The organism is Mesorhizobium sp. M0802, assembly GCF_040320115.1.
Lineage (GTDB): Bacteria > Pseudomonadota > Alphaproteobacteria > Rhizobiales > Rhizobiaceae > Mesorhizobium.
This window is the reverse complement of the sequence record NZ_JAMYOY010000015.1, coordinates 49354-63754: the sequence shown is the minus strand read 5'-3', so window position 1 is coordinate 63754 and position 14401 is coordinate 49354. Positions and strand designations below refer to the sequence as shown.

General features: G+C 63.5%; 9 protein-coding genes. 5 read left to right on the top strand and 4 right to left on the bottom strand.

The annotated features are described in order from the left end of the window. The first annotated feature begins 151 nt into the window (after positions 1-151). Entirely contained in the window at positions 152-2260 is a 2109-nt protein-coding gene (gene recG / locus NKI10_RS20615) for an ATP-dependent DNA helicase RecG (RefSeq protein ID WP_027050382.1), read from the top strand. Here the strand turns inward: recG and NKI10_RS20610 are convergent. The 4 genes from NKI10_RS20610 to NKI10_RS20595 form a co-directional block, all read right to left on the bottom strand. Continuing rightward, positions 2212-2982, bottom strand: a complete 771-nt coding sequence (locus tag NKI10_RS20610; protein ID WP_031193123.1) for a DUF502 domain-containing protein — start codon at positions 2980-2982, stop codon at positions 2212-2214. The genes recG and NKI10_RS20610 overlap by 49 nt on opposite strands. Before the next feature lie 92 nt (positions 2983-3074). Beyond that, positions 3075-4898: a glutamine--fructose-6-phosphate transaminase (isomerizing) gene (glmS, locus tag NKI10_RS20605; protein WP_352444069.1), complete on the bottom strand. Its 1824-nt coding sequence runs from the start codon at positions 4896-4898 to the stop codon at positions 3075-3077. 193 nt (positions 4899-5091) lie between these two features. Further along, a complete protein-coding gene (glmU, locus tag NKI10_RS20600; RefSeq protein ID WP_352444070.1) occupies positions 5092-6465 on the bottom strand; it encodes a bifunctional UDP-N-acetylglucosamine diphosphorylase/glucosamine-1-phosphate N-acetyltransferase GlmU in 1374 nt (457 codons plus the stop codon). 792 nt (positions 6466-7257) lie between these two features. Then, a complete protein-coding gene (locus NKI10_RS20595; protein ID WP_352444071.1) occupies positions 7258-8007 on the bottom strand; it encodes a cytochrome c biogenesis CcdA family protein in 750 nt (249 codons plus the stop codon). A gap of 218 nt (positions 8008-8225) precedes the next feature. Between NKI10_RS20595 and NKI10_RS20590 the strand changes: the two genes are divergently transcribed. The 4 genes from NKI10_RS20590 to NKI10_RS20575 all read left to right on the top strand — a co-directional run bounded on the left by NKI10_RS20590 (position 8226) and on the right by NKI10_RS20575 (position 14346). Then, on the top strand, positions 8226-8603 hold the full coding sequence (locus tag NKI10_RS20590; RefSeq protein WP_352444072.1) for a COG4315 family predicted lipoprotein: 378 nt from the start codon (positions 8226-8228) through the stop codon (positions 8601-8603). 316 nt (positions 8604-8919) lie between these two features. Beyond that, entirely contained in the window at positions 8920-11583 is a 2664-nt protein-coding gene (gene topA, locus NKI10_RS20585; protein ID WP_352861709.1) for a type I DNA topoisomerase, read from the top strand. A 4-nt stretch (positions 11584-11587) separates the two neighbouring features. Further along, entirely contained in the window at positions 11588-13894 is a 2307-nt protein-coding gene (gene rnr, locus NKI10_RS20580) for a ribonuclease R (protein ID WP_352861707.1), read from the top strand. Continuing rightward, on the top strand, positions 13894-14346 hold the full coding sequence (locus tag NKI10_RS20575) for a DUF983 domain-containing protein (RefSeq protein WP_352861705.1): 453 nt from the start codon (positions 13894-13896) through the stop codon (positions 14344-14346). Before rnr ends, NKI10_RS20575 begins: the two co-directional genes overlap by 1 nt. Positions 14347-14401 lie beyond the last annotated feature (55 nt).

Here is a 14401-nt window from a genome sequence, read left to right as displayed (position 1 = left end):
GTCGGCGAGCACGCTTCGCAAAGCGAAGCGAGTGAGACGGGGTGGGGGTGCGGCGCTGACCTACCGACTTCCTCGAAAGTTAGCCGCGCACCTACCCCCATCCCGCTCCGCTTCGAGGATCGACCCTCCCCACAGGGGGGAGAGTGAAGCCATGCGCCCCTCCCTCCTCGACCCTCTCTTCGTCCCGATCACTTCGCTTGCCGGCGTCGGCCCCAAGGTTGGCGCTCTGATCGAGAAGGTGGTGGCGGCCGATCTCGGCGAACGGCCGGCGCGCGCCGGCGACCTGTTGTTCGTTCTGCCGCACACCGTCATAGACCGCCGCAATCGTCCCGGCATCGCGCTTGCGCCGGCCGGCGCCATCGTCACGCTTGACGTGCGCATCGACCGCCACCAGCCGCCGCCGCGCGGCAACCGGTCGGTGCCTTACCGCGTCTATGCCCATGACGACACCGGCGAGATCGGCCTGATCTTCTTCCACGCCCATGCCGCCTATCTCGAAAAGGCGATGCCGGTGGGCGAGCATGTCGTCGTCTCCGGCCGCATGGAGTGGTTCAACGGCCGCCCGACCATGGTCCATCCCGACCATATCGCCCTGGTGAGCGAGGCGGAAACACTGCCGCTGGTCGAACCGGTCTATCCGCTGACCGCCGGCCTGTCGGGCAAGGTGCTGCGCCGCGCCATCGGCCAGGCGCTCGGCCGGCTGCCGGAATTGTCGGAATGGCAGGACGGCGCCTTCATGCGCAAGCAGACTTTCCCCGCCTTCGCCGACGCGCTCGCCCGCATCCACTATCCCGCGGACCCGATCGATGTCGCCATCGAGGGGGTGGCATGGCGCCGCCTTGCCTATGACGAGCTTCTCGCCGGCCAGGTCTCGCTGGCATTGGTGCGGGCAAAAGTGCGCCGCCTGTCGGGCCGGCCGCTCATCGGCGACGGTCGCATCGTTGAGAAACTGCGCGCAGCCCTGCCCTATTCATTGACCGGCAGCCAGGAATTCGCGCTTGCCGAAATCAATGCCGATCTGGCCGACCCCGAGCGCATGCTGCGCCTGCTGCAAGGCGATGTCGGCTCCGGCAAGACGGTGGTGGCGCTGCTGGCCATGGGGCGCGCAGTCGAGGCCGGTGGCCAGGCGGCATTGATGGCGCCGACCGAGATCCTGGCGCGCCAGCATCTGGCGACGATCACGCCTTTGGCCGAACAGGCCGGCCTGCGCGTCGCTATCCTGACCGGCCGCGAAAAGGGCCGCGAACGCACTGAAACGCTATCAGGTCTCGCCAGCGGCGAGATCGACATCGTCGTCGGCACCCATGCGCTGTTCCAGGAAACGGTGACCTATCACGACCTCGTCTTTGCCGTGGTCGACGAGCAACACCGCTTCGGCGTCCACCAGCGGCTTGCCATCACCGCCAAGGGCGACGCCCCCGACATGCTGGTGATGACGGCGACGCCGATCCCGCGCACTCTGGTGCTGACCGCCTTCGGCGACATGGACGTCTCCAAGCTGACGGAAAAACCGATCGGCCGCCAGCCGATCCGCACCGTCACGCTGCCACTGGAACGGCTGGACGAGTTGGTCGGTCGCATGCTGGACGCGGTTGCCGACGGCCAGAAGATCTACTGGATCTGCCCGCTGGTCGAGGAATCCGAAGAGATCAAGCTGATGTCGGCCGAGGACCGTTTTGCCTCGCTGCAGCCCTTGTTCGGCGATCGCATCGGCCTCGTCCACGGCCGCATGAAGGGTGCCGAAAAGGACGAGGCGATGCGCGCCTTCAAGGCCGGCGAAACCCGCATCCTGATCGCCACCACCGTTATCGAGGTCGGCGTCGACGTGCCGGACGCCACGATCATGGTCATCGAGCATGCCGAGCGTTTTGGCCTGGCGCAACTGCACCAGCTGCGCGGCCGCGTCGGGCGCGGCGACAAGCCTTCTTCCTGCGTGCTGCTTTACAAGGACCCGCTCGGCGAGACGGCAAAGCGCCGGCTGTCGGTGATGCGCGAGACCGAGGACGGTTTCCTGATCGCCGAAGAGGATCTGAAGCTGCGCGGCGAAGGCGAATTGCTCGGCACCCGCCAGTCCGGCACGCCGGGCTTCCAGGTGGCGCGCATCGAGGTGCACGCCGACTTGCTCGAAGCAGCCCGCGACGATGCAAGGCTGATCCTGTCGCGCGACCCGGAACTACAGTCTGAGCGCGGCGAGGCGCTGCGCCTGCTGCTCTATTTGTTCGGCCGCGACGAGGCCGTACGGCTCTTGCGCGCCGGCTGAGCGCCCTCGGCGATCAGCCCGCCAAGCGGCGGGTTGGCGAGATCTCCGTCGATCGGCTGGCCGTTCATCGTCACCATTTTCGGCTTGACTTCGGGCGCCACCAGCCCGGCCGAGACGATCAGCCTGGCGCCGTCCTCGATCGTCATGTCGAGCAGCACGATGTCGGATTTCGGCACGTACATCAGGAAACCGGTGGTAGGGTTCGGCGTGCACGGCATGAACACGGCGATCATCGGGTCGCCTGCATGGTCGAGCTTCTGGTTGATCTCGGTTTCCTTCTCGCTGGCGACGAAGACCAGCGACCAGACGCCTTTTCGCGGATATTCGACCAGCCCGACCTGGCGGAACATATCGCCCTTGTTCGACAGCACCGTCTGGAAAATCTGCTTCAGCGAACCGTAGATGCCGCGCACCAGCGGCATACGGCCAAGCAGCCGTTCGCCGAAATTGACGATGGCGCGACCGACGATGTTGGCGGTCATGAAGCCGATCAGCGTGATCAGCACGAGCGCCACGATCAGGCCGAAGCCGGGCACCGGAAACGGCAAATAGGTGTCGGGGCTGTAGCGCGCCGGAATGTACGGCTTCACCCAGGAATCGACCCAGCCGACGAACGACCAGGCGATATAGGCGGTGATCGCCAGCGGCGCGCAGACGATAAAGCCTGTGAGGAAATAGTTCCTCAGCCGGGTCATGCCGGAAGTTCTGGGAGCATCGGACATGGTTCACCGGGGATGCGGGTTGCAGCGCCACACTAGTGAAGCGGACGGCGCTTTGGAACTGCGAAGTTTTTTAGACCCCCGATGAGCGCCGACTACTCCACGGTCACCGATTTCGCCAGATTGCGCGGCTGGTCGACGTCCGTCCCCATGAACACGGCGGCGTAGTAGGCCAGCATCTGGATCGGCAGCGCATAGATGATCGGCGAGATGATTTCCGGCACGTCAGGCAGGATGATCGTCTCCATCGTCTTCAAGCTCACCTGAGCCGCGCCCTTGGCGTCGGTGATCAGGATGATCTTGCCGCCGCGCGCCGCCACCTCCTGCATGTTCGACACAGTCTTTTCGAAGATGCGGTCATGCGGCGCGATGACGATGACCGGCATGTTTTCGTCGATCAGTGCGATCGGGCCATGCTTCAGTTCGCCCGCGGCATAACCCTCGGCATGGATGTAGGAGATTTCCTTGAGTTTCAGCGCGCCTTCCATGGCGAGCGGGAAATTGGTGTCGCGGCCGAGATAGAGCACGTCCTTGTAGCGCGAGATTTCGCGCGCGATGCGCTCGATCTGCTCCTCGAGCTTGAGCACCTGGTTGGCGTAGCGAGGCGCCTCCGAAAGAGCGCGCACCAGCGTCTTTTCCTCGTCCTTCGAGATCGTGCCGCGGGCCACACCCGCACGCACCGCCAGCGAGGCCAGCACCGAAAGCTGGCAGGTGAAAGCCTTGGTCGAGGCGACGCCGATCTCCGGCCCGGCCAACGTCGGCAGCACGACGTCGGATTCGCGCGCCATGGTCGATTCGCGCACATTGACGATGGCGCCGATCTTCATGCCCGCCTTGCGGCAATAGCGCAGCGAGGCCAGCGTGTCGGCGGTTTCGCCGGACTGCGAGATGAAGAAGGCAGCATCATCAGCCGATAACGGCATTTCGCGATAGCGGAATTCCGAGGCGACATCGATGTCGACCGGCAGCCGCGCATAGCGCTCGAACCAGTATTTGCTGATCAACCCCGCGAGATAGGCGGTGCCGCAGGCCGAGATCGCCAGCCGGCCGATCTTAGCGAAGTCGAACGGCAGTTCCAGCGGCTTCGACACGCCAGAGACGAAATCGACATAGTGCGCCAGCGTATGCGAGATCACTTCGGGCTGTTCATGGATTTCCTTTTCCATGAAATGGCGGCGGTTGCCCTTGTCGACCATGAAGCTGGTCGACAGTGATTGCTGGCGCTTGCGGGCAACCTCTTTGCCGTCGATGTCGAAGATGGTGACGCCATCGCGGCGCACCACCGCCCAGTCGCCGTCTTCGAGATAGGTGATGGAATTGGTGAACGGCGCCAGCGCGATGGCGTCGGAGCCCAGAAACATCTCGCCATCGCCATGGCCGACGGCCAGCGGCGGGCCATTGCGGGCGCCGACGATGAGATCCTCGTCGCCGGTGAACATGATGGCCAGAGCAAAGGCGCCTTCCAGCCGCTTCAGCGCCTGGTGCGCCGCCTCGATCGGCTTCAGCCCTTTGGCAAGCTGCCGCGCCACCAGATGCGCTACGACCTCGGTATCGGTCTGCGACGAGAAGGAATAGCCGTCGCGGATCAGCTCATCGCGCAACTCGGCGAAATTCTCGATGATGCCGTTGTGAACGATGGCGACGCCGTCGGAGAAATGCGGATGGGCGTTGGTCTCGTTGGGCACGCCATGTGTGGCCCAGCGCGTGTGGCCGATGCCGATCGTGCCATCGAGCGGCTCGTCCTTCAGCCGGCGTTCGAGGTTGATCAGCTTGCCTTCGGCGCGGCGGCGGCCAAGCCGGCCATGCTCGATCGTGGCGACACCGGCCGAGTCATAGCCGCGATATTCCAGCCGCTTCAAAGCATCGACGATGAGCGGCGCGACTTGGCTCTGGCCGACAATTCCGACGATACCGCACATGCGCCTGCCCCCGATTCACCTGGAAAACCAGTCCGATGGAAAACCAGCGCTATCTAGGGATTGCCGGCCCGCCGCGAAAGTCACTTTGCGTTTCGTCTGCTGTAACGGAACGCTTCTCAACCCGATGCACCATGACACACCGCTCTTGCAATCCGGTTACCGCAATTCCTCGGTTGTTCAATTGCTTCGGCGGTTAATGGCCGGTGCCGGCCTTTTTCTTCGCCGCTGCGGCAGACGCGAAGCGCTCGCGCAATTCCTTGCCCTTGCCGGGAATGGTCTTCTGGCGGGCGCGGCCGAAGGCCAGCGCATCGTCCGGCACGCTTTCGGTTATGACGCTACCCGAGGCGATGTAGCCGCCCTTGCCGATCGTAACCGGCGCCACCAGCGACGAGTTCGAACCGATGAAGGCGCCCTCGCCGATGTCGGTGAAAAACTTCGAGTAGCCGTCATAGTTGCAGGTAATGGTGCCGGCGCCGATATTGGCCCCCGCGCCCACACGGGCATCGCCGATATAAGTCAGATGATTGACCTTGGCGCCCTCCTCGATGACCGCCTGCTTGACCTCGCAGAAATTGCCGACCTTGGCTTTCTCGCGGAGATCGGCGCCTGGCCTGAGCCGTGCGAACGGACCGACGTCGCAATTGGCAGCGACGGTCGCGCCTTCGATGTGGCTGAAGGCGTGGATCTTGGCGCCGCCGGCGATTTTCACGCCCGGGCCGAACCAGACATTGGGCTCGACGATGGTGTCGGCGCCGATTTCGGTATCGTGCGAGAAATACACGGTGTCCGGCGCAATCAGCGTTACGCCCGACAGCATCGCCTCGTCCCGACGACGCTGTTGCCAGATGCCTTCCGCCTGCGCCAGCTCGGCCCTGTTGTTGATGCCGAGCGCGCTCTCGAAGCTCGTTTCGGTGGCGACGACATCGAGCCCTTTCGCACTGGCGATCTCGACGATGTCGGTGAGATAGTACTCGCCCTTGGCGTTCTTGTTGCCGACCTTGTCGAGCAGTTCGAGCGCATGAGCGCCGGCCACCGCCATCATGCCGGCATTGCAGAAGCCGATCTTCTTTTCCTCGGCGGAGCAGTCCTTCTCCTCGCGGATGGCGGTGAGCTTGCCACCTTTTTCGATCAGCCGGCCATAGCCGGCCGGGCTGGGCGGACGGAAACCGATCACCACGACGGCCGCGCCATCGGCAAGCTTTTGCCGCGCGGTCACCAGGGCTTCAGCATCGATCAGCGGCGTGTCGCCGAACATCACGAGAATATCGTCATAACCCTTTGATATCGCATCGCGCGCAGCCCGCACGGCATGCGCAGTGCCGAGCCGCTTCTCCTGCACGAAGGTCTCGGCCTTGGGCGCGAATTTCGCCGCCGCCTTGCGCATATCATCGGCGCCATGGCCGATCACCAGCGCCTGGCTGCGGGCGCCGGCGGCCTCGGCCGCTTTCACCACATGGGCGACCATCGGCAGTCCGGCGATCTGGTGCAGCACCTTCGGCGTCGCGCTCTTCATGCGCGTGCCTTCACCGGCGGCGAGGATAACGGACAGGCAGGATCTGGTTTGCATGTTGGGAGTTTCCGAGGACCGAGATTCGTTGCAGTCTTAGCACCGGAGGCATCGCGGTCCAATGCGGCTGAATTTCGGTAGAAACCTAACAAAGACCCTTGGCGGTCGTCAGGTAAGTATGGTCATCCGCAGGAGACAGAAAGTGCTTTGGGGATGAATACCCAGATTTCGTTCCCGCGAGCTGTCAGTTGGGCCTTTCGGTCCGATTTCGACAAACGGCGGCGATTTGAGTTGGAGAATTCGCCTGCTTTTGACGAGATTGTAGAGCGAATATGCAAAGAAGCCGCTTCAAGAAAGATAGATGCGTCTGTAAGGCCCGGGAACCGAGCCGAATTATTCGGGTGTCATCGCGCTGGGTTTTGTTTGCGGGTTAAGCCAACGACCTTTGACATTTTCTTTAATAGCCCCACGGGTTTGCGAGCTCAGTATCTAGTTCATCCTGATCTTGGACAGGCGGCAAACTGCGTGTTGATCGCGGCTCTCAGATTGCAGTTGCTTGATGCCTATAAGAAGGAATCGCTACCGATTGCGCATAAAAATTGGTCAATCGACAACTCCATCGACGCAACATCGGCAAGGATATGGCGATACGAGTTGGTCTCTACCGCACCCAAACACGATCTTAACATCCCAGGGTGGGACGGACATGGATAGTCCGCCCCAATGGGAGAATGCTTAGTTGTAAATGGTGCGTGGATCGACTCGGATGGCCAGGAGGTAGTCATTCCGGAGAAGATCGGACGGCGATTTGAAGTGCACAGAAGCGGATATTCCTAGGGTCAAGCCCAGCACCTACCCCAGCCGGCCCAGCACCGGAAAATTCTCCAGCAGCCAGTAGGACACCGTCTGCACGCCGCCGGTGAGAAAGAACACCCCGGCGACGACCAGCAGCGCGCCGATGACTTTTTCGACGCGGCCGAGATGGACGCGGAACCTGCCGAGGAAGCGCATGAAGGCGCCGGAGAACAGGGCAGCAATCAGGAACGGAATGCCGAGGCCAAGCGAATAGGCGGCAAGCAGAAGAGCGCCCTCGCCCACCGTCTCGCGGCCGCCGGCCAAGGTCAGGATCGGCCCCAGCACCGGGCCGATGCACGGCGTCCAGCCAAAGGCGAAGGCCAGCCCCATGACATAGGCGGCGACCATGCTGGCAGGCTTGCCCTGCGACTGAAAGCGCGCCTCGCGCGACAGAAGTGGTATGCGCAGGATGCCGAGGAAATTCAGCCCCATCAGGATGATCAGCACCCCGGCCGCCATCGCCAGCGGCTCCTGCCAGACGCGCAGCCAGTGGCCGATGGTCGAGGCGCCGGCGCCAAGCGCCACGAACACGGTGGAGAAACCGAGTACGAAGGCGAGCGAGGAATAGATGAGCGCGCCGCGGGCGCCGGCCTTGGCCGTGACGCCGGCACCGCCACCGCGAAAGTCGTCGACCGACACGCCGGCCATGTAGCAGAGATAGGGCGGCACCAGCGGCAGCACGCAAGGCGACAGGAACGAGATCGCCCCCGCTCCGACCGCGCTGACATAGCCGATGTCCAATGGCATTCCAGAACTCCAGATTCCTTGGCGCCGATATAGCGACGCAAAATCGTGTTCGCCAATCACCATCGTGTGGAATTTGGCTACAGATACGATCCGGCCGGACGAATTGTTGTCGGCCAATCCCAAGTTGACCAAGCCGGGGAAGAAATATCCCTCGCCGAACGTTCACAGAGCGAAGCCGCGATTTCTGCGCGCTTCGTCGGATCACCAGGGAGATTTCCATGAAAACGATCACCGTCGGCCTGGCCGCCCTTCTGCTCAGCACCGCCGCATCCTTCGCCGCCGAAGCGTGGAAGGAAGCCGAAGTCGGTGGCACCAAGATCTACACCGATGCCAATGGCATGACGCTCTATACCTATGACAAGGACGAGAAGGGCAAGACCAACTGCTATGACAAATGCGCCACCAACTGGCCGCCGCTGAAGGCCGAGGATGGCGCCAAGGCGGACGACGAATGGACCATCGTCGAACGCACCGACGGCACCAAGATGTGGGCCTATGACGGCAAGCCGGTCTACACCTTCATCAAGGACAAGAAGGCCGGTGACATCACCGGCAACGGCGTCGGCGAAGTCTGGCACATCGTCAAGGCCGACTGATCGTCCGAACCTCTATCCCGCACCCCATCGGCGGGACTCGGCTGGCCGCCGGCTCCAAGCGACCCGGCGACCAGTTCGGCATTTACGGGCAGCACGAACTGGTCGCGGCGCCTTTCCCGGTGGCTCGAAACACGAACCCTCCCAGACAAAAATTTTGTGATCTTCTCCATACACTCTAAGAGTGTATTGCGGCACACGCCTCCGCATTTTGGCCGCTTGCCCTTGACCGATCGCAAAAGCGCGGCCATGTGAGCGACCAATTGAATGCGTCACGCAGCGGAATTCTTCTGCCGCCCCACAGCTGATATGAGACCTCATGGACGTCGTCGTCGTCGAATCGCCGGCCAAGGCAAAGACAATCAACAAGTATCTCGGCAAGAACTTCAAGGTTCTGGCCTCGTTCGGCCATGTCCGCGATCTGCCGGCCAAGGATGGTTCGGTGCGTCCCGACGAGGATTTCGCCATGTCCTGGGCGGTCGACACCGCGTCCGGAAAGCGTCTCACCGACATCGCCAACGCGGTCAAGGATGCCGATGGCCTGATCCTCGCCACCGATCCGGATCGCGAGGGCGAAGCCATTTCCTGGCACGTGCTGGAGGTGCTCAAGCAGAAGCGCGTGTTGAAGGACAAGCCGGTCAGCCGCGTCGTCTTCAATGCCATAACCAAGTCGTCGGTGCTGGAAGCGATGGCCAATCCGCGCCAGATCGATGCACCATTGGTCGATGCCTATCTGGCTCGCCGCGCACTCGATTATCTCGTCGGCTTCACGCTGTCGCCGGTGCTGTGGCGCAAATTGCCGGGCGCCCGTTCGGCCGGCCGCGTCCAGTCGGTGGCGCTGCGCCTGGTCTGCGACCGCGAATCCGAGATCGAGCGCTTCATCCGCGAGGAATACTGGCAGATCGCTGCCCTCCTCGGCACGCCACGTAACGACAGCTTCGAGGCGCGGCTGACCGCGTTCGAGCGCAAGAAGCTGCAGAAGCTCGACATCGCCAGCAAGGCGCAGGCCGACGATATCAAGGGCATGCTCGAAGGCGCGACCTTCAAGGCTCTGTCGGTGGAAGCCAAACCGACAAGGCGCAATCCTGGCCCGCCCTTCACCACTTCGACGCTGCAGCAGGCGGCATCGTCGGGCCTCGGCTTTTCGGCGACGCGCACCATGCAGGTGGCGCAGCGCCTCTATGAAGGCATGGAGATCGGCGGCGAGACCACCGGCCTGATCACCTATATGCGAACCGACGGCGTGCAGATGGCGCCGGAGGCGATCGACGCCGCCCGCGACACCATCGCCAAGGAATTCGGCCCAAGATACCTTCCGGAAAAGCCGCGCCAGTACACAGCCAAGGCCAAGAATGCCCAGGAAGCGCACGAGGCGGTCCGCCCGACCGATTTCATGCGCACGCCGGCTTCGGTCAGGCAGTATCTCGATTCCGACCAGCTGCGGCTTTACGAATTGATCTGGAAGCGCGCCATCGCCAGCCAGATGCAGTCGGCCGAGATCGAGCGTACCACGGTCGAAATCGAGGCGGTCAATGGCGCTCGCACCGCGGAGCTTCGCGCCGTCGGTTCCGTCGTTCGCTTCGACGGCTTCATCGCCGCCTACACCGACCAGAAGGACGACGACGCCGAAGACGAGGAAAACCGTCGTCTGCCCGAGATCCGTGCCGGCGAGCAGCTGGCCCGTCAGGCGATCAATGCCACCCAGCACACCACCGAGCCGCCGCCGCGCTACTCCGAGGCGTCGCTGATCAAGAAGCTGGAAGAGCTCGGCATCGGCCGTCCATCGACCTACACCGCGATCCTGAAGACGTTGGAAGACCGCGACTACGTCACCATCGACAAGCGCCGGCTGGTGCCGCAGGCCAAGGGCCGGCTGCTGTCGGCTTTCCTCGAAAGCTTCTTCGAGCGCTATGTCGAATATGACTTCACGGCCTCACTCGAGGAAAAGCTTGACGAGATTTCCGACGGCAAGCTCGCCTGGAAGGACGTGCTGCGCGACTTCTGGAAAGACTTTTCCGGCGCGGTCGCCGACATCAAGGAACTGCGCGTCACCGACGTGCTCGATGCGCTGAACGAGGAACTGGCGCCGCTGGTGTTCCCCGCGCGGGAGGATGGCTCGAATCCCCGCATCTGCCCGAAATGCGGCTCCGGCAATCTGTCGCTGAAACTCGGCAAGTTCGGCGCCTTCGTCGGCTGCTCCAACTATCCGGAATGTTCCTTTACCCGCCAGCTCGGCGACGCCGCCAACCCGAATGGCGAGAATGGCGGCGGCGAGGATGGCACCAAGGTCCTCGGCAACGATCCCTACACGGCAGAGGAAATCACGCTGCGCTCAGGCCGCTTCGGTCCTTATATCCAGCGCGGCGACGGCAAGGAAGCCAAGCGCTCCAGCCTGCCCAAGGGCTGGACGCCCGACTCGATCGACCATGAAAAGGCCTTGGCGCTGCTGTCGCTGCCGCGCGATATCGGCAAGCATCCTGAATCCGGCAAGATGATCTCCGCCGGGCTTGGCCGCTATGGTCCATTCGTTTTGCATGATGGCACCTATGCCAATGTCGACAGCGTAGAGGATGTGTTCTCGATCGGCCTCAACCGCGCTGTCACCGTGATCGCCGAGAAGCAGCTGAAGGGCAAGGGCGGCCGCAATGGCGGCACCGCGGCGGCGCTGAAGGAACTCGGCGACCATCCCGATGGCGGCGGCAAGATCGTCGTGCGCGATGGCAAATACGGGCCCTATGTCAACTACGGCAAGGTCAACGCGACACTGCCCAAGGGCAAGGATCCGCAGTCGGTGACCGTCGAGGACGCGGTGGCGCTGATTGCCGAGAAGGAAGCCAAGGGCGGCGGCAAGAAGCCGTTCCGCAAGGCGGCAGCCGCCAAGGCCCCCACAGCCAAGAAAACCACTGCCAAGACAACCACTGGCAAGAAAACCACAGCCAAGAAGTCGGCGACCAAGAAGCCGGCGGCGAAGAAAAAGGGATAGCAGCGTGGCGCGCAGGATCACCGGTAGAAGCCACGGCGATCCGCGCACCGCCGACACGAGGGCCAAGGTCAAGGACGACTACAGGCCCTCGCGTGACGAAATCCTGCGCTACATCGCCGAGAACCCCGACCGCGCGGGAAAACGCGACATCGCAAAGGCGTTTGCCTTGCGCGGCGACGACCGCATCTGGCTGAAGGACATTCTGCGCGACCTGCAGGACGAAGGCATCCTGACCAAAGAGCGCAAGCGGCTGGCCCGTGTCGGCGCCCTGCCCCATGTCGCCGTGCTCGACATTTTCGGCCGCGACGGCGACGGTATTCTGCTGGCGCATCCGGCGGAGGCCGTCGGCACCGGCGAACCGCCGGTCATCTCGATCCGCGTCTCCCGCGGCGGCAATGGCCCGCAGCCGGGCATCGGCGACCGTGTGCTGGCCAAGACCTTCCCGACCGACGATGCGACCGGGCCTGCCTATACCGGCCGCGTGATGAAGATTTTCGAGAAGCGCACCGATGCCGTGCTGGGCGTCTTCCGTATCCTGAGGGACGGCACCTTCCGAATCGAGCCGGTCGAACGTCGCCAGCCCGAACTGATCGTCGACAAGGAATTCCAGAACGGCGCCAGGAACGGCGACCTTGTCGAGGTCGAGCCGGCGCGGGCCTCCCGGTATGGTTTGCCGCGCGCAAAAGTGCTGGCTGTGCTGGGCTCGCTGACCAGCGAAAAGGCGGTCTCGATGATCGCCATCCACACGCACGACATTCCGCATATCTTCCCGGCCGACGTCATCGCCGAATCCGAGGCGGTAAAGCCGGCGACGCTTGCTCATCGCGAGGACTGGCGCGACCTGCCGCTGGTGACCATCGACCCGGCCGACGCCAAGGACCATGACGACGCCGTCTTCGCCACGCCCGACCTCGACGAGAAGAACCCCGGCGGCGTGATCGCCACAGTGGCGATCGCCGATGTCGGGGCCTATGTCCGCTATGGCACCGCACTCGATCGCGAGGCGCTGAAACGCGGCAATTCTGTCTATTTCCCCGACCGCGTCGTGCCGATGCTGCCAGAGCGCATCTCCAACGACCTGTGCTCGCTGCGCGAAGGCCAGGACCGTCCCGCGCTTGCCGTGCGCATGATTTTTGCCGCCGATGGCCGCAAGCTGCGTCACACCTTCCACCGCGTCATGATGAAATCGGCGGCAAAGCTCGCCTATCCGCAGGCCCAGGCCGCGATAGACGGCCTTCCTGACGACAAGACCGGCCCGATCCTCGATACGGTGCTGAAGCCGCTGTGGGACGCCTACGCCATCCTGAAGCGCGGCCGCGATGGCCGCCAGCCGCTCGAGCTTGATCTGCCGGAGCGCAAGATCCTGCTCAAGCCGGACGGCACCGTCGACCGCGTCATCGTCCCGGAGCGGCTCGACGCCCACAAGCTGATCGAAGAATTCATGATCCAGGCCAATGTCGCCGCCGCCGAAACGCTGGAAGCGAAGAAGCAGGCGCTGGTCTACCGCGTCCACGATGCGCCGTCGCTGGCCAAGCAGGAATCGCTGCGCGAGTTCCTGCAGACGCTCGGCCTGTCGCTGGCGCGTGGCGCGCAGATGCGGCCCGCCCAGTTCAACGGCATTCTCGAGCGCGTGCGTGGCGCCGACAATGAGGGGCTGGTCAACGAAGTGGTGCTGCGCTCGCAGAGTCAGGCCGAATATTCGCCCAAGAACATCGGCCATTTCGGCCTCAACCTGAAGCGCTACGCGCATTTCACCTCCCCGATCCGCCGCTATGCCGATCTGATCGTGCATCGCGGGCTGATTGCCGCACTTGAGCTCGGCCCCGGCGGGCTGACGCGGGACGAAGAGACGCGGCTGGAAGACGTCGCGGTGCTGATCTCGGGCACCGAGCGCCGCGCCATGGCGGCCGAGCGCGACACCGTCGACCGGCTGATCGCTGCCTACCTCGCCGAGCGCATCGACGACCGCTTCGACGCCCGCATTTCGGGCGTCACCAAATCGGGACTATTTGTCCAATTGCCGCAGTTTGGCGCAGATGGCTTCATCCCGGTGTCAAGTCTGGATGGCGATTACTATATATATGACGAAACCGCGCGATCGCTGTTCGGAGAACGCACCGGCAAGGGCTATCAGCTTGCCGACCGCGTCGAGGTTCGCCTGATCGAGGTGGCGCCTATGGCCGGCGCGATGCGTTTCGAGATGCTGACCGACCCGAAGCCCCTGCCCGGCTCCAAACGGTCGTTTCACAAGGCAAAAGGCCGCGCCCGCGCGTCGCAATCGCGCCCGGGGTCGCGCGGCAGGAGACGATAATGGCAAGCGAAATGGGAATCCAGAAGCAGGTTTTCGGCGGCGAACATCATTCGGGCCGAGTCGCCCGCCCGCTGTGGACGGCGATGAAGCGCGGCGCCCTTGGCCGCTGCCCGCATTGCGGCGAAGGCAGGTTGTTCGCCGGCTTCACCAAAAGCGTCGACAAATGCGCCGCGTGCGGTAAGGAGTTCCACCACCACCGCGCCGACGACCTGCCCGCTTATCTCGTCATCGTCATCGTCGGCCACATCGTTCTCGGCGCCTTCATGGGCGTCGAGGCGACGTCGACGCTCTCCATGTGGCAGCACATCGCCATTTGGGTGCCGTTGACCATCGTGCTGTCGGTCGCTCTGCTGCAACCGGTCAAGGGCGCCGTCATCGGACTGCAATGGGCGCTCTATATGCACGGCTTCGGCGGCGAAAAAGACGGCACCGAGCCGCATCCCGGAACCTAGTTTGCGTCAGGGCAATGTCGCCTGGCGCAACATGCCGACCGTGAAAGGCCACTTT

What these genes read in the sequence shown, in the direction of transcription:
- glmS (WP_352444069.1), bottom strand. Translation starts at nt 4,898, where the DNA reads ATGTGCGGTATCGTCGGAATTGTCGGCCAGAGCCAAGTCGCGCCGCTC.
- recG (WP_027050382.1), top strand. Translation starts at nt 152, where the DNA reads ATGCGCCCCTCCCTCCTCGACCCTCTCTTCGTCCCGATCACTTCGCTT.
- topA (WP_352861709.1), top strand. Translation starts at nt 8,920, where the DNA reads ATGGACGTCGTCGTCGTCGAATCGCCGGCCAAGGCAAAGACAATCAAC.
- glmU (WP_352444070.1), bottom strand. Translation starts at nt 6,465, where the DNA reads ATGCAAACCAGATCCTGCCTGTCCGTTATCCTCGCCGCCGGTGAAGGC.
- NKI10_RS20590 (WP_352444072.1), top strand. Translation starts at nt 8,226, where the DNA reads ATGAAAACGATCACCGTCGGCCTGGCCGCCCTTCTGCTCAGCACCGCC.
- NKI10_RS20610 (WP_031193123.1), bottom strand. Translation starts at nt 2,982, where the DNA reads ATGTCCGATGCTCCCAGAACTTCCGGCATGACCCGGCTGAGGAACTAT.
- NKI10_RS20595 (WP_352444071.1), bottom strand. Translation starts at nt 8,007, where the DNA reads ATGCCATTGGACATCGGCTATGTCAGCGCGGTCGGAGCGGGGGCGATC.
- NKI10_RS20575 (WP_352861705.1), top strand. Translation starts at nt 13,894, where the DNA reads ATGGCAAGCGAAATGGGAATCCAGAAGCAGGTTTTCGGCGGCGAACAT.